Raw genomic sequence first — 14084 nt, 5'->3', positions numbered from 1 at the left:
TGTCGCAGTGGGATTAAAAGGCCACGCATACCCTCTCGCTCGCCGGTTACGCGTCGTTGCGGCCGCCCCCCTTGCCGGTACGGTTCTCGGAGCCTCACGAGGCGTCTTGTGCGTCCTCGTCTTCGTCCGCTGCTTCGGTTTCGTCTTCCCCCTCCGCTTCTTCCTGCTCTGCTTCCTTCTCCTCTTCCTCGCGCGTCGCCAACCCCGCGAGGTGGGGTGCCTCGGGGACGATGATCTCCTCGCTACCGAGGCGGGCCGCGTTCTCGCTGCCGGGCAGACAGAACACCGGCACGCCCTGGACGATTCCCGCCGTCGCACGAGTCCCGACGACGCGCGTGCCGATCTCGGACTCCGAGCGCCGGCGGAACAATTCGCCGAAGCCCGGGAGGTCCTTCTGGAATAGGTCGCCGACGGCTTCGACGGTCACGTCGTCGGGCGTGACGCCCGTGCCGCCCGTCGTCACCAGTACGTCGACGTCGTCGCGGTCGACGAGGCGATCGACGGTCGACTGCACACCGTCGAAATCGTCGTCGACGACGTCTCGGACGGTGACGTCGTGGCCGCTATCGTCGAACGCAGCAGCGATCGCGTCGCCCGCCGCGTCGTCGTCGATCGTTCGCGACGTGGAGACCGTGACGACGGCCGCAGACAGCGACGCGACGTCGTGGTCGTGGTGGTGGTGGTCGTCGTCGCCGTGATGGTGATGTCCGTGGTCGTCGTCGCCGTGCTCGTGGCCGCGATCCTCGTGCTGGTGGTCGGTATCGTGCGTGTCCGCTCCAGAGTGGGACTGCTCGTCGTGGGTCACACCACGCGGTTTCGCGCCCGGTGACAAAATGTCACCCGATACCGGGCGCTCGCGGGTGTCGAGTTCGAGAGCCCCCTGTCGGTCGTCCGACGGCGACTCGGGAGAACGAAGCGAGAAGAGACGTAGTGTCAGACCGCCAGTTCAGTTGTCGCCGGCCTTCGACGTCCACTCGTAGTCGCGACGTTTCGCCGATTTGCCGAAGCCACAGGACGAGCAGACCTTCTTTTTGACGTGGTAGGACTTCTCGCCGCAGCGGCGGCACTTGACGTGCGTCGTCTTGTTCTTCTTTCCTTGGCTAGGGGTTCCAGCACCCGTCATGTTTGTATCGTGACGACGTTGTCGCCGCGTATAATCGTTGTGTCTTCGACCGCCGTGACGTCCAGTTCCCCGAGGACGGTCGCGTCCGCGTCCGTCGCCGGTTCGAGAACGGCGTTCATGTGTTGGTCGTACCCGGCGAGAGTTCCGTAGTACGCGGTGCCGTCCTTCAGAGTGACCGTGACGACGTCTTCGAGTGCGGCTTCGAGAACGTCGAGGGGTCGTCCGCTCATACCCCAAGCGCCTCCCGTTTCGGTATTAAATGTGCCGGACCACCGCCGAATCGTCGGCGTACGGCGGCGAACGTTCTCACTGGGCGACATACGTGGCGGTTCCGAACCTCTGCGTGTGCATCCCCTGACGCTGTGCGTCCCTGAGGGCTGTCGTACAGGGGAAGACCGCCGCTGCTGCGTCTGTTCGGCGTGCGTTGCCGCACTCGCGCGCAGAGATTCGCCGCGCGTATCCAACCCGGATAGTTTTTAGTACCCGGCCGAGAACCATCTTCGTACCAAGACTCCCGCGGGTAAGTGCTTCGGCCGTTCCGGGGCACGCGGGACCGACGACCGACGCGCTGTAAGACGCCGGGGCCGATCGGTCCCGAGACGCGTCGCTCACGAGTTGTGGGCGCCGTCGAACACGACGGGACGTTTGAGTGAGCACCCTCGCCACGTCAGTGGCTTTCGATGCTCGGATTCAACTATGGAAATCGAAATCGCGACAATTGGCGGATACGAAGAGGTCGGTCGACAGATGACGGCCGTTCGCGCGGGCGACGACGTCGTCATCTTCGACATGGGCCTGAACCTCAGTCAGGTCCTCATCCACGACAACGTGGAGACCGAAAAGATGCACAGCCTCGATCTGATCGATATGGGCGCCATCCCGGACGACCGGGTGATGTCCGACCTCGAGGGCGACGTGCAGGCCATCGTGCCCACGCACGGTCACCTCGACCACATCGGCGCAATCTCGAAGCTCGCCCACCGGTACAACGCGCCGGTCGTGGCCTCGCCGTTCACCATCGAACTGGTGAAACAGCAGGTCGAAGGCGAGACCAAGTTCAGCGAGAGTTTCGACAACGACCTCGTCAAGATGCAGGCCGGCGAGACGATGTCGATCGGCGACTCCGGCAACGTCGAACTCGAGTTCGTGCACGTCACGCACTCGATCATCGACGCGATCAACCCGGTCGTGCACACGCCCGAGGGCGCGATCGTCTACGGCCTCGACAAGCGGATGGACCACTCGCCGGTGCTGGAAGATCCGATCGATATGCAGCGCTTCCGTGAGATCGGCCGCGAGGGCAACGGCGTCCTCTGTTACATCGAAGACTGTACGAACGCGGGCCGCAAGGGCCGGACGCCCTCGGAGTCGCACGCCCGGTCGCACCTCGAAGACACGATCCGATCGATCGAAGACTACGACGGCGGGATCGTCGCCACGACGTTCTCCTCGCACGTCTCGCGTGTCTCCTCGATCGTCGAGTTCGCGAAGGACATCGGTCGCCAGCCCGTCCTGCTCGGCCGCTCGATGGAGAAGTACTCCGGCACCGCAGAACGCCTCGGCTTCGTCGACTTCCCCGACGACGTCGGGATGTACGGCCACCGGAAGTCCGTCGACCGGACGTTCAAGCGGATTATGAAGGAAGGTAAGGAGAAGTATCTCCCCATCGTGACGGGCCACCAGGGCGAACCGCGCGCGATGCTCACCCGGATGGGCCGCGGCGAGACTCCCTACGAAATCGAGGACGGCGACAAGGTCATCTTCTCGGCGCGGGTCATCCCCGAGCCGACGAACGAGGGCCAGCGCTACCAGTCCGAGCGCCTCCTGCGGATGCAGGGCGCGCGCATCTACGACGAGATCCACGTCTCGGGCCACCTGCGCGAGGAGGGCCACTACCAGATGCTCGATGCGCTCCAGCCGCAGCACGTCATCCCCGCCCACCAGGACCTCGAAGGCTTCGCGCCGTACGTCGACCTCGCGGAGTCGCAGGGCTACGCGATGGGCCGGGATCTGCACGTCACGCGGAACGGGAATATGATCCAGCTGGTGGAGTGAGATGAGTTCGGAAGCGGCGGAGGAACGGGTACTCGAAGCGGTCACGAAGCGACGCGAACTCGTCAACGAGGCGCTCGACGAGGACGTCCCGATGAAGTCCCCCGAGCGGCTCTACGAGGCGACCCGCTACCTGCTGAAGGCCGGCGGCAAGCGGCTTCGGCCGACGGTGTCGCTCCTGACCGCGGAGGCGCTCGCAGACGTCGAACCGCTCTCGGTCGACTACCACGCGTTCCCGGCGCTCGACGGCTCGGAGATCGACGTGATGTCGGCGGCGACGAGCATCGAGGTCATCCAGTCGTTCACGCTGATCCACGACGACATTATGGACGACGACGACCTCCGTCGCGGCGTCCCCGCGGTCCACAAAGAGTACGACACCGAGACGGCGATCCTCGCGGGCGACACGCTCTATGCGAAGGCCTTCGAGCTGCTGTCTGAGACCGGCGCAGACCCCGCGAACGGTCTCGAAGCCGTCCGGCGGCTCGCGACGACCTGCACGCAGATCTGTGAGGGACAGGCGCTGGACGTCGAGTTCGAGCACCGCACCGAGGTCCTCCCCGAGGAGTATCTCGAGATGATCGAACTCAAGACCGCCGTGCTGTACGGCGCGGCGGCGGCGACGGCGGCGACCCTGATGGACGCCGACGACGAGACCGTCGAGGCGCTCTATCGGTACGGGATCGACTCCGGACGCGCATTCCAGATCCAAGACGACGTCCTCGATCTGACAGTTCCCTCGGAGAAACTCGGCAAACAGCGCGGTTCGGACCTCGTCGAGAACAAGGAGACGCTCATCACGCTGCACGCACGGCAGCAGGGCGTCGACGTCGACGGCCTCGTCGATGCCAACGACGTCGAGTCCGTCTCCGAAGCCGAGATCGATCAGGCGGTCGCCGAACTCGACGCCGCCGGGTCGATCGAGTACGCGGAGCAGAAGGCCCAAGAGCTCACGGCGAACGCGAAGGACCACCTCGACGTCCTCCCGGACAACGAGGCGCGCGCGCTGCTGTGTGACATCGCCGACTACCTGATCTCGCGCGGATACTAGCGTCCGCCGATCGGCGGTCGGATCGCGCGGCCCGCTGCGCCGTCCACCCACCCAATCCGGGTCTGTTTTTACCGGGGAGGACGCACTGCCGCGTAATGGACGACGATCTACGCGAGCAGGTCGAGCGCGAGGCCGAGAAGCACGCGCTGCTCAACGCAGTCAAGTACGAGAGCGACGCCGACGTCGGCGCCGTGATGGGGCCGTTGATGGGCGAGAATCCCGACTTCCGCCCGCACGGCGACGAGATCCCCGGCGTCGTCGGCGGCGTCGTCGCCCGCGTAAACGACCTGTCGACCGAGGAGAAGCGCGAACGTCTGGAGACGCTCGCACCCGAGGAACTCGAGGAGATCGAAGCCGAAGACGAGGGCGACGAACACGACCTCCCGGACCTCCCGAACGCCGAGGCGTACGACGAGGTGCGGATGCGCGCCGCGCCGAACCCGAACGGCCCCTGGCATATCGGCCACGCCCGGATGCCCGCCGTCATCGGCTCCTACAAGGAGCGCTACGACGGGTCGTTCATCGTCCGTTTCGACGACACCGACCCCGAGACCAAGCGCCCGGATCTCGACGCCTACGACGCCATCCTCGACGACATCGACTACCTCGGGTTCGAGCCCGACGACGTCATCATCGCGTCGGACCGACTGGAGACCTACTACGAGCACGCCCGGAACCTCATCGACGCCGGCGGCGCGTACACCTGCTCGTGCTCGGGCGAGACCTTCTCCGACCTGAAGAACAGCGGCGAGGCCTGTCCGCACCGCGACAAGGACGTCGAGACCACGATGGAGGAGTTCGAGGCGATGATCGACGGCGAGTACAGCGCCGGCGAGATGGTCCTCCGCGTGCGGACCGACATCGAGCACAAGAACCCCGCGCTCCGCGACTGGGTCGCCTTCCGGATGATCGATACGCCGCACCCGCGCGATGAAGCCGCAGCGTATCGGTGCTGGCCGATGCTCGACTTCCAGTCCGGCGTCGACGACCATCTCACGGGCGTCACACACATCATCCGCGGCATCGACCTCCAGGACTCCGCGAAGCGCCAGCAGTTCGTCTACGACTACTTCGACTGGGAGTACCCCGAAGTGATTCACTGGGGTCACGTCCAGGTCGACGCCTACGACGTGAAACTCTCGACCTCGACGCTGAAGGAGAAGATCGAGGCTGGCGAACTCGACGGCTGGGACGACCCGCGCGCGCCGACGCTGAAGAGTCTCCGCCGGCGCGGCATCCGCGGCGAGGCCGTCGTCGAGGCGCTGACCGCGCTCGGCACGTCGACCTCAAACGTCGACCTCTCGATGAGTTCGATCTACGCCGAGAACCGCGAGCTCGTCGACGACGAGGCCGAGCGCTACTTCCTCGTCCGCGACGGCGAGCGCTTCGAGGTCGCGGGCGGTCCGGACGCGGGCCACCCGCCGCTGCATCCCGATCACGAGGAGCGCGGCGAGCGGACAATCCCCGCGACCGACGGCGTCGTGCTCGAAGCCGACGACGTGCCCGCGGAGGGCGAGCGCGTCTGGCTGAAGGGCTACGCCTGCGTCCGCCGCGAGGGCGACGACCTCGTCGCAACCGACGATGGTATCGACGTGGTTCGTTCTGGTGACGTCGACGTCGTCCACTGGGCCCCCGCAGAGGACGTCGTCGACGTTCGGATGCGTTCACCCGACGGCGACGTGACGGGCGTCGCCGAACCCGACTTCGCCGACACTGCGGTCGACGACGTGGTCCAGTTCGAACGCATCGGCTTTGCCCGCGTCGACGAACACGGCGCCGAGGAGTCGGTCGTCTACTGGACGCACCCCTGAGGAAGCATTCGTGAGGACGCACCCGTGAACGACCAGTCGGACTCGGAACTCGCGGCGGACGGCAGTCTGATCGACCTCACGCGCGCTGTCGAGTCGGGAATGCCGACGTACCCCGGCGATCCCGAGGTGCGAATCGAGCCGCACGCGACGCACGAAGCCGACGGCTATCGCGTCTCCAGAGTTGCACTCGGGTCGCACACCGGCACACACGTCGACGCGCCCGCGCACACCGAACTGGACGGGGCAACGCTCGGCGCGTTCGACCCCGAGGACCTCCGGTTCGACGCCCGCGTCGTCGACTGCCGGGACGTCGAGGCCGGTGAGGCGATCGCTCCCGACGTGCTGGAACGCGACGGGACGAACGCCGGTCTCAGCGACGTGTCCGCGCTCGTCTTCCGCACCGGGTGGGCCGACGCGTGGGGGTCCGACCGGATGCTCGCGCACCCGTATCTGGCGCCCGAAACCGCGCGCCGATGCGCCGAGGCCGACGTCGCCGTCGTGACCGACGCGCTCAGTCCCGATCCATCGGGCGGAGCGCCAGATTCCGACAGCGCGTCTCACGCCGATTCCGGTCACGACCTCCCCGCCCATCGCGCGCTCTTGGGCGCGGGACTCCCCATCGTCGAGAACGTCTGCAACCTCGGTGCGCTCCCTGAAACAGGGGTCTTCGAGTTGATCGTCTGCCCGTTGAAGATCGACGCCGACGGCGCACCGGCGCGCGTTCTCGCGCGAGTCTGATCGGGATTATCGTAACTGTTCGGAGAGTCTCGCCGTACTGTCCGGCGAGACATCTATGCGGACTTACGACAATTCCTATGAGCTTTCGGGACACTTTTTTAACCACTCTGCGCTCTCGCTGGCCGCGGCGTTGAGACCGACTCCAATCCCGCCAAATCCGAGTAAAACGTCGCGCAAAACGGATGGAAACGCGATTGACGGACGGCCCGTTTAACGTCAGTGCAGCTATTGGCTCCGGATGAGGATCGACGATGAAACGAACGACGCTACTCGCCGTCGCGCTCGCCGCACTCCTCGCGGTGACGGGTGCGGCGGCCGCGACGCCCGGCAGCACAACCCCGGCAGACACTGACAGCGGGCCAGCGGCGACCGACGCAACCGACCGTTCGGGTGCGGCCGGACAGGCCGGGCCGCCGGACGACCTCCCCGGCCCTGTTCCGGACTTCGTCTCGAATATCCACGGACTGGTCCAGCAGTTCCTCGACGGGGCGCTCGACTCGCTCGGCCCCGAGGTGAGTGAGGCCGCCGGTAACGGCGACGAGGCCGACGCCGGTGGAACCGCAGGAGAGTCGACGCCGGACGCGTGACGCCACCGGCGCACTCACCTGTCAGCACAGATATCGATACCCATATCCGGGTGCTCGAAGACAGATCCGATATTCGAAGGCAGCCGGTGAGGTCCCGGACGTCTCCAGGGGCTTCGGATCCGACCCCGGCTGCACGGCAACTTACTACCACACGCACACACGAGCTATGAGAGGAAAACCGATCATCGTCATCGCACTTGTCATCGCACTCGGGGCCGGCCTCGTCATCACGGGCACGGACGTTCTGCCCGGCAACGACGACGGTGCGGCCGACCCGTTCCCGACGGAGACGGCTGCACCGTCGGCAGAGGAGACGACGCAGGTCGCCAGTGGCTCGGATGGGGAGACGGCCACCCCGACGGCCACACCGACCCCACCGTTCGGTTTCACGATCGAGAACATCGAGGAGTGTGGCCAGACCTGCCGTGACGTCACGTCGACGCTGACGAATCAGCAGGACACGACGGCCGAAGACGTCGTCGTCTACACCCGCATCTTCGCCGGTCAGGGGACCGACGGCGACGTCGTCTGGCGCGGCGACGCCGGCGTCGGTACGCTCGGTCCCGGACAGTCCTACACGACGACGCGGCGCGTCGAACTTGGATTCCAGGATGCGCTGGCGGTGCAGAACGCCGACGGGTGGATCACCGTTCAGACGACCGTCGAGACCGCCGACCAGACCGTCACGTTCACCGACGAACGACAGGTCGCCTGATCAGCGGCAGGCCCGTTCGATCGATCACGAGACCGTGGTCTGCGGTCGCATATCCGGAACGTCCTTACCCGCCCGCGTCGAATCGCGCCGTATGAAGCAGGAAGTTCGGGCTATTTCTGACCTCTCGCCCGACGAGCGAGCGTCGTTCTTCGATCGCGACGCCGGCGTGAGCGACGTCCGGGCCGACGTCAGCGAGATCGTCGGTCGCGTGCGCCAGGAGGGCGACGTCGCCGTCCGCGAGTTCTGCCGCGAGTTCGACGGCGTCGAGGTCGGGAACCTGGATATCACTGACGACGCCGAGCGCGCCTACGAGGCGATCGACGACGACGTGCGCGAGGCGATCGAGACCGCCGCAGAAAACATCAGAGAGTTCCACGAGCGTCAGGTCCCCGACGACTGGCGGGCATCGTTCAGTTCCGGCGCCAACGGCGGCGACTCCAGCAGCGGGCGCCGAGAACTCGGCCGGCGCTTCCGGCCGCTCGAACGGGTCGGCGTCTACGCGCCCGGCGGCACTGCGGCGTACCCTTCGAGCGTCCTGATGGGCGTCGTGCCCGCGAAGGTCGCGGGGGTCGAGCACGTCGCGCTCGCGACGCCACCGGCGGAGGAACTCAATCCCGTCACGCTCGCGGCCGCACACGTCGCCGGCGCGGACCGAATCTACAGCGTCGGCGGCGCGCAGGCCATCAGTGCGCTCGCGTACGGGACCGAGAGCGTCACCGCCGTCCAGAAGGTCGTCGGCCCCGGAAACAAGTGGGTCACCGCGGCGAAAGCCGAAGTCAGAGGCGACGTCGACATCGACTTCCTCGCCGGCCCCTCAGAGGTGCTCGTCCTCGCCGACGACACCGCCGACCCCGAGTTAGTCGCGTCCGACCTCGTCGCGCAGGCCGAACACGACCCCAACGCGTCCGTCGTGGCCGTCACCGACGACGAGAGCCTCGCCGAGGACGTCGTCGCCGCGGCCGAGGCGCAGGTCGACGACCGCGAGCGCGCGGACGTGATACGTGCGGCGCTCGAAAACGACGCCTCGGGCGTCCTCCACGCGCGGTCGATGTCCGAGGCCGTCCTGTTCGCCGAGGAGTACGCAGCCGAGCACCTCTCGATCCAGGCCGACGACGACGAGGCGCTGCTCGATCGGATCACGAACGCCGGCAGCGTCTTCCTCGGCCCGTACACGCCCGTCGCGGCCGGCGATTACGCCTCCGGGACGAACCACGTCCTCCCCACCTCCGGCGGGGCAAAGCGCTACGGCGGGCTCTCGGTCGACACGTTCCTCCGCTCGACGACCGTCCAGCGACTCGACCGCGACGGCCTCGCGGCGCTCTCCGAGACGGTGACGACGCTCGCGGAAGCCGAAGGGCTCGAAGCGCACGCCGAGAGCGTCCGCACGCGGTTCGAGGGCGCGGACACCGACGGCGCGGGCACGGAACCGACGGACGCGGAGTGATCCGGGATGTCGGACCGCGGTCGCCGTCCCCCGACCTTCGCGGACGCCTGTGAGGCCGTGCTCTCGAATCCGGGAGACGGCCACGGTGCCGAGACGACGCTCGCTCCCGTGCACGCGCGGTCGATTCCCGACGGGTGGGGCGAGCGCCGGAAGCGACTCGTCGCCTCGCGTTTCTCTGCGGACGTCGATCGCGTGCTCGAACTGGGGTGCGGCGTGGGGGCGCTCCTCCGCGAACTGGGAACGGAGTACGACGTCGTCGGCGTCGACTCCAGGCGCGAGTACCTTCGGTTCCCCGCGGCGCGCGGCGCGGCCGTCGTCCGTGGCGACCCGACTCGGCCCCCCGTCCGGCCGGTATTCGACGGCGTCTGCACCGTCGAGGACGTGGCGAGCAACGTGGCCCCGGTCGACCTCTGCGTCGCGGCCTACGGGGCGCTCCGCCCGGGTGGAATCTTCGTCGTCGCCGCGCCGACCGACCCGACCGCTGTCCTCGACTCCGGCGTCGAGACCTACAGCGGGTCGCGTTACCTGCTCGAACGTGCGGTCGACGTAGCGGCCGACGGCGTCGCCACGATCGACTATCGGATCTCCGACCGTCGGACGGGCAAGACCGCGGTCACGACCGAAAAGCGGGCGGTCCACACGACGTCCGCCGATGGACTCACCGCGGCGCTCCGTACGGCGGGGTTCGAGAACGTCCTCGTCGCCGGCGAAAGCGACGTGCCGGGTATCGTCGTCGGGGCCGGCGTTCGCCCCGTCGATACCGGCGGTCCCGCAGACGTGGGGACCGCCGGCCCTCCGGTGCTCGACGAGTAGCCGGTCTCGACGCGTAGCAGTGCTCGATGAGTCGAGGCACGGGGTTACGTCTCCTAGCAGCTCACTCTGACTCCTCGCGGACGGTCAACACCGGAATCGACGACAGTCTGACGATTCGCTCGGTCGTGCTGCCGAGGAGGTATCGATCGAGGCCCGAGCGGCCGTGCGTTCCCATCACGATGACGTCGGCGCCGACCATTTCGCCGTAATCGAGAATCGTCTCTACTGGGTCGCCCGTCTCGACGGTGTCGACGATTTCGACGTCGCTGTCGAGTCGCTCTCTCGTCTCCGAGGTGACCCGTTCGCCCTCGGCTTCGAGCGCGTCGACGACCCGGCCGCCGACCGTCGTGACGCTGTCGCGGTTCGTATCGGCGACGTAGAGGAGATGAATCGTCGCGTCATTTTCCCGGGCGAGCGAGACGGCGTGGTCGAGTGCGGCGTCCGCTTGGTCGCTGCCGTCGGTCGGAACGAGGATCGTCTCGTACATACGCGGCGGTTCGGAACCCCCGGACAAATATCTCCCGTCGTGAGGACCGGGCCAGAGTGCATCGCCGGCAGCGTCAACATTAACACGCTGCGCTTGCTATAGTATAACAATATGAGTATCGAAACGGCCGACAGCAGTGGCGATCCGGCGGTGACCGTCACGCAGGAGGCCGCATCGGAAGCGCTCGAACTCATCGAGTCCGAAGGGCTCGACACCGACGTGGCGGGTCTCCGACTGTTCGTCCAACAGGGCGGGTGCGCGGGGCTCTCCTACGGGATGCGCTTCGACCACGAACCCGAAGCGGACGACGCGATCGTCGAACAGCACGGCCTGCGGGTGTTCGTCGACCCCGCGAGCCAGAACTACGTCGGCGGCTCGACGCTGCGCTACGAAGGCGGTCTCCAGGGCGCCGGCTTCCACGTCGAGAACCCCAACGTCGTCAGCGAGTGCGGCTGCGGCGAGTCGTTCCGGACGTAGCGACGTCGGCTGTTTTCGGGACTCATCGTTTCCGGTCTGAGACGGCTCCGCGGTCTATCGGCGACCCGACCGAGCGTGAGGTCTATACCGACACCCCGTCAATCGCGGGTATGGCTGTCGAACTCGATCCCGTCGAGACGCCCGACGGAGAGACCGTCTACGTCGACCGGACGGAAACGCTCCGGGGTGCGAAGGGACCGTTCTTCGTCGTGTACACGACACCCGACCACGACCAACGGTGGGGTTACTACTGTTCGAACTGCGAGTCGACGGACAACGCGATGGACACGATGGGACGCATCGAGTGCAACGTCTGCGGCAACATCCGAAAGCCCGACGAGTGGGACGCAGCACACGAGTGACCCCTCCGTCTGCGGCAACATCCGAAAGCCCGACGAGTGGGACGCAGCACACGAGTGACCCCTCCGTCTGCGTGAGCAGGGCCGGCCTCACCGAGGGCGACGGCGGTCGCGGACGGCGGCGACCGCGGTCGGCCACTCGCGTTCGAGCGCGTCGAGCGCGCGGTCGACCGCCGAGGCGTGTTTCGCGATCCAGGCCTCCTCTTTGTCCATCTCTCGCACCCACTCGGTGGGAGAGTCGATACCGAAGTCGGCGGCAGTGTACGACGTTTCACCGACAGTCACAGCTTCGTGCGGGCCGCCGCAGTCGGCGCACCTGAGCGCGGAGACGACGAAGTAGCGTTCCAGTCGGTCGCGGACCGCGCTGTCGCCGCCTGCAACCTCTGTTGGGTCCACGCCCGCTTGCACACAAGCGAAGCAGAGCACCGACCGGTACCGACGCGACGTGCCGCAGGATGGGCAGTTCATCCGGGCGAACTGATTCCCAATGGGAGATAAACGTCCGCGACCATCCGTGTGTCATATCGTAACAAGATTTATGCTGTCGGGTGCAGTACTCTCAGGTACATGCCCCCTGTCAGCATGCCTCCCTCGGAGGACGCCCGGGCGATCTTCAGTCGGCTGGGCTACAGTGTCTCGGGCGACGGACCGGACTTCGTCGCCGAGCGAAAGTGGCGCACCGTTCGCGTCACGGCGCTTTCGGACGGCGAAGATCTACGTGGACGCCGCGTGCTCGCGGACGGCGGCGAGCCGTCTAACGACTATCGATTCCGATGCTTTGTCGCACCGAAAGATGCCACAGGGGACGTACAGAATCGACTCGCGAGCGTCGATCCGAGCTACGAGTGGGCCGTGATCGGCGTCGACAACGACGGCGACTACGACGTCCACCTTCCGGACGCTAGCTAGCGCCGTATTCGATCTGCGGCCGCAGCGATTCGACCGCGGCCGCACGAACCGTTTTGTACCCGAGCCGCCTACCCGACGGTATGTCGGACTCCGGCCTGTCGACTATCGTCGAGAGTCGGCGGCTCAACGCCGCTTTGGCCGCTTCGATCCTCCTGTTTTTAGCCGTCGCCGCGGTCGCACAGCTCGTCGACGGCGATCACGAGTGGGCCGGGTTCACGATTGCCGTCCTCGCCGTCGCGCTCGTGCCACCCATCGCCCGCCGGAGCCCGACCGCGATGCTCCCCTGGGAGGTCGTGCTTCTCGCGGCCCTCCCAATCGTCTCGCGAGCGCTCGTCGCCGGCGAGACCGTCGGCGGGATGACGTTCTCCGGCCGGATCGTCACGTACGTCGCCGTCGCTGCGGTGGCGCTCCTGATCGCAGTCGAGCTCGACGTGTTCACCGGGGTGAAGATGAGCCACCGCTTCGCGGTCGTGTTCGTCGTCGTGACCACGATGGCCGCCGCGGGCATCTGGGCGGTCGTCCGCTGGCTCTCCGACGTCCTGCTCGGGACGCGATTCCTCTACGACGGCCGCCCCGAGGCCGTCATCGAGGAGGCGCTGATGTGGGACTTCGTGGCCGCGACGTTCGCCGGGATATTCGCGGGTGTCCTCTTCGAGTATTACTTCCGGCGTCACGCTCGTCTCGTCCGGCGCATCCCCGAGAGCGACCCGGGTGCACGGCCGGATGAGGACGCGGGGAAGCGGCCCCCAGGCGAGGTCGGAGTCTCCACAGAGGAGGCTGATGACCGATGAGGATCCGCGACGTCCTCCACATCACCGACCGTCGCCAACGACAGGCCGCCCGCGGGATGCAGGCGTTTCTGGTGCTGATGCTCCTCGCGGGCTTACTGCTCCGAAGTGGCGGCGTCGTCGTCAATGCCCTCATCGGGCTCGTCGTGACGTTTCTCCCTGGCATCCTCGAACGCGACGCCGGGATTCCGATGGACGCCGGGCTGACGCTTTGGATCTCTGCGGCGGTTTTTCTCCACGCAGTCGGCACGCTCACGATCCCCGTGATCGGGAAACCCTACGCGAACGTCTGGTGGTGGGACCACCTCACCCACGCCCTCTCGGCCAGTCTCGTCGCCGCCGTCGGCTACGCGACGACCCGCGCGGTCGACATCCACTCCGATTCGGTCTCGTTTCCGCCGCGGTTTCACTTCGTCTTCATCCTGCTCTTCGTCCTCGCGTTCGGCGTCTTCTGGGAGGTGATCGAGTTCGGGATCGGCCTCGCCGCATCGCACACCGGAACGAAGGGCGTCCTCACGCAGTACGGGCTCGAAGACTCGATGCTTGATCTCGTCTTCGACACCGTCGGGGCGATCCTCGTCGCCATCTTCGGCAGCAGGCAGCTCGGGGAGGTGATCGACGCGCTGACGGCTCGGCTCGAAGAGCGGCGGGTCGGGTAGCGGGTCGTCAGCGTCGGCCGGACGAATACTGAGTCGGGAGCGAAGTGCAACGCGGTCGCCGTACGGCCCCG

General features: G+C 66.8%; 18 protein-coding genes. 13 read left to right on the top strand and 5 right to left on the bottom strand.

Annotated elements, in window-relative coordinates:
* Positions 1 to 94 precede the first annotated feature (94 nt).
* The 3 genes from NO347_RS11490 to NO347_RS11480 form a co-directional block, all read right to left on the bottom strand.
* Entirely contained in the window at positions 95 to 805 is a 711-nt protein-coding gene (locus tag NO347_RS11490; protein ID WP_256289719.1) for a MogA/MoaB family molybdenum cofactor biosynthesis protein, read from the bottom strand.
* A 141-nt stretch (positions 806 to 946) separates the two neighbouring features.
* Complete coding sequence (locus NO347_RS11485) at positions 947 to 1123, bottom strand: 50S ribosomal protein L37e (RefSeq protein WP_121569422.1); 177 nt, start codon at positions 1121 to 1123, stop codon at positions 947 to 949.
* Positions 1120 to 1353 carry an LSM domain-containing protein gene (locus tag NO347_RS11480; protein ID WP_121569421.1) on the bottom strand — a complete coding sequence of 78 codons (234 nt, stop codon included), beginning with the start codon at positions 1351 to 1353 and terminating at the stop codon, positions 1120 to 1122. The genes NO347_RS11485 and NO347_RS11480 overlap by 4 nt, the downstream gene beginning before the upstream one ends.
* Positions 1354 to 1819: 466 nt before the next feature.
* Between NO347_RS11480 and NO347_RS11475 the strand changes: the two genes are divergently transcribed.
* The 8 genes from NO347_RS11475 (at position 1820) to NO347_RS11440 (ending at position 10334) form a co-directional block, all read left to right on the top strand.
* Entirely contained in the window at positions 1820 to 3178 is a 1359-nt protein-coding gene (locus tag NO347_RS11475) for a ribonuclease J (RefSeq protein WP_256289718.1), read from the top strand.
* A gap of 1 nt (position 3179) precedes the next feature.
* Positions 3180 to 4226, top strand: coding sequence for a geranylfarnesyl diphosphate synthase (idsA3, locus tag NO347_RS11470; protein WP_256289717.1), 1047 nt, complete (start codon positions 3180 to 3182; stop codon positions 4224 to 4226).
* A gap of 95 nt (positions 4227 to 4321) precedes the next feature.
* Positions 4322 to 6037, top strand: a complete 1716-nt coding sequence (locus tag NO347_RS11465) for a glutamate--tRNA ligase (RefSeq protein WP_256289716.1) — start codon at positions 4322 to 4324, stop codon at positions 6035 to 6037.
* A 24-nt stretch (positions 6038 to 6061) separates the two neighbouring features.
* Complete coding sequence (locus tag NO347_RS11460; RefSeq protein ID WP_256289715.1) at positions 6062 to 6775, top strand: cyclase family protein; 714 nt, start codon at positions 6062 to 6064, stop codon at positions 6773 to 6775.
* Between the two features lie 251 nt (positions 6776 to 7026).
* Positions 7027 to 7362, top strand: a complete 336-nt coding sequence (locus NO347_RS11455; RefSeq protein WP_256289714.1) for a hypothetical protein — start codon at positions 7027 to 7029, stop codon at positions 7360 to 7362.
* A 166-nt stretch (positions 7363 to 7528) separates the two neighbouring features.
* Positions 7529 to 8077: a hypothetical protein gene (locus tag NO347_RS11450; protein WP_256289713.1), complete on the top strand. Its 549-nt coding sequence runs from the start codon at positions 7529 to 7531 to the stop codon at positions 8075 to 8077.
* Positions 8078 to 8168: 91 nt separating this feature from the next.
* Positions 8169 to 9521, top strand: coding sequence for a histidinol dehydrogenase (hisD, locus tag NO347_RS11445; protein WP_256289712.1), 1353 nt, complete (start codon positions 8169 to 8171; stop codon positions 9519 to 9521).
* A gap of 6 nt (positions 9522 to 9527) precedes the next feature.
* Positions 9528 to 10334 carry a class I SAM-dependent methyltransferase gene (locus NO347_RS11440; RefSeq protein ID WP_256289711.1) on the top strand — a complete coding sequence of 269 codons (807 nt, stop codon included), beginning with the start codon at positions 9528 to 9530 and terminating at the stop codon, positions 10332 to 10334.
* A gap of 61 nt (positions 10335 to 10395) precedes the next feature.
* Here NO347_RS11440 and NO347_RS11435 read toward each other — a convergent pair whose 3' ends face one another.
* Positions 10396 to 10821 carry a universal stress protein gene (locus tag NO347_RS11435; protein ID WP_256289710.1) on the bottom strand — a complete coding sequence of 142 codons (426 nt, stop codon included), beginning with the start codon at positions 10819 to 10821 and terminating at the stop codon, positions 10396 to 10398.
* A 111-nt stretch (positions 10822 to 10932) separates the two neighbouring features.
* On the opposite strand from NO347_RS11435, the gene NO347_RS11430 reads away from it, so the two are divergent.
* Entirely contained in the window at positions 10933 to 11298 is a 366-nt protein-coding gene (locus NO347_RS11430; RefSeq protein WP_256289709.1) for a HesB/IscA family protein, read from the top strand.
* A gap of 110 nt (positions 11299 to 11408) precedes the next feature.
* Positions 11409 to 11660, top strand: coding sequence for a DUF5816 domain-containing protein (locus NO347_RS11425; RefSeq protein ID WP_256289708.1), 252 nt, complete (start codon positions 11409 to 11411; stop codon positions 11658 to 11660).
* 87 nt (positions 11661 to 11747) lie between these two features.
* On the opposite strand, the gene NO347_RS11420 is transcribed toward NO347_RS11425, so the two are convergent.
* Positions 11748 to 12125, bottom strand: coding sequence for a hypothetical protein (locus NO347_RS11420; RefSeq protein WP_256289707.1), 378 nt, complete (start codon positions 12123 to 12125; stop codon positions 11748 to 11750).
* A gap of 99 nt (positions 12126 to 12224) precedes the next feature.
* Between NO347_RS11420 and NO347_RS11415 the strand changes: the two genes are divergently transcribed.
* The 3 genes from NO347_RS11415 to NO347_RS11405 all read left to right on the top strand — a co-directional run bounded on the left by NO347_RS11415 (position 12225) and on the right by NO347_RS11405 (position 14013).
* Positions 12225 to 12566 carry a DUF7116 family protein gene (locus NO347_RS11415; RefSeq protein WP_256289706.1) on the top strand — a complete coding sequence of 114 codons (342 nt, stop codon included), beginning with the start codon at positions 12225 to 12227 and terminating at the stop codon, positions 12564 to 12566.
* Between the two features lie 80 nt (positions 12567 to 12646).
* Positions 12647 to 13357, top strand: a complete 711-nt coding sequence (locus NO347_RS11410; RefSeq protein WP_256289705.1) for a hypothetical protein — start codon at positions 12647 to 12649, stop codon at positions 13355 to 13357.
* Positions 13354 to 14013, top strand: coding sequence for a DUF2238 domain-containing protein (locus NO347_RS11405; RefSeq protein WP_256289704.1), 660 nt, complete (start codon positions 13354 to 13356; stop codon positions 14011 to 14013). The genes NO347_RS11410 and NO347_RS11405 overlap by 4 nt, the downstream gene beginning before the upstream one ends.
* Positions 14014 to 14084: the final 71 nt, after the last annotated feature.

It is taken from the genome of Halobellus inordinatus, from assembly GCF_024464655.1.
GTDB classification, from domain to species: Archaea; Halobacteriota; Halobacteria; order Halobacteriales; family Haloferacaceae; genus Haloquadratum; species Haloquadratum inordinatus.
This window is presented reverse-complemented; position numbering and strand designations above follow the sequence as displayed.

Excerpts from the sequence above, each read along its gene's own strand:
- NO347_RS11485 (WP_121569422.1), bottom strand. The coding sequence starts at position 1,123 with ATGACGGGTGCTGGAACCCCTAGCCAAGGAAAGAAGAACAAGACGACG.
- NO347_RS11480 (WP_121569421.1), bottom strand. The coding sequence starts at position 1,353 with ATGAGCGGACGACCCCTCGACGTTCTCGAAGCCGCACTCGAAGACGTC.
- NO347_RS11475 (WP_256289718.1), top strand. The coding sequence starts at position 1,820 with ATGGAAATCGAAATCGCGACAATTGGCGGATACGAAGAGGTCGGTCGA.
- idsA3 (WP_256289717.1), top strand. The coding sequence starts at position 3,180 with ATGAGTTCGGAAGCGGCGGAGGAACGGGTACTCGAAGCGGTCACGAAG.
- NO347_RS11465 (WP_256289716.1), top strand. The coding sequence starts at position 4,322 with ATGGACGACGATCTACGCGAGCAGGTCGAGCGCGAGGCCGAGAAGCAC.
- NO347_RS11455 (WP_256289714.1), top strand. The coding sequence starts at position 7,027 with ATGAAACGAACGACGCTACTCGCCGTCGCGCTCGCCGCACTCCTCGCG.
- NO347_RS11450 (WP_256289713.1), top strand. The coding sequence starts at position 7,529 with ATGAGAGGAAAACCGATCATCGTCATCGCACTTGTCATCGCACTCGGG.
- hisD (WP_256289712.1), top strand. The coding sequence starts at position 8,169 with ATGAAGCAGGAAGTTCGGGCTATTTCTGACCTCTCGCCCGACGAGCGA.
- NO347_RS11440 (WP_256289711.1), top strand. The coding sequence starts at position 9,528 with ATGTCGGACCGCGGTCGCCGTCCCCCGACCTTCGCGGACGCCTGTGAG.
- NO347_RS11435 (WP_256289710.1), bottom strand. The coding sequence starts at position 10,821 with ATGTACGAGACGATCCTCGTTCCGACCGACGGCAGCGACCAAGCGGAC.
- NO347_RS11430 (WP_256289709.1), top strand. The coding sequence starts at position 10,933 with ATGAGTATCGAAACGGCCGACAGCAGTGGCGATCCGGCGGTGACCGTC.
- NO347_RS11425 (WP_256289708.1), top strand. The coding sequence starts at position 11,409 with ATGGCTGTCGAACTCGATCCCGTCGAGACGCCCGACGGAGAGACCGTC.
- NO347_RS11420 (WP_256289707.1), bottom strand. The coding sequence starts at position 12,125 with ATGAACTGCCCATCCTGCGGCACGTCGCGTCGGTACCGGTCGGTGCTC.
- NO347_RS11415 (WP_256289706.1), top strand. The coding sequence starts at position 12,225 with ATGCCCCCTGTCAGCATGCCTCCCTCGGAGGACGCCCGGGCGATCTTC.
- NO347_RS11410 (WP_256289705.1), top strand. The coding sequence starts at position 12,647 with ATGTCGGACTCCGGCCTGTCGACTATCGTCGAGAGTCGGCGGCTCAAC.
- NO347_RS11405 (WP_256289704.1), top strand. The coding sequence starts at position 13,354 with ATGAGGATCCGCGACGTCCTCCACATCACCGACCGTCGCCAACGACAG.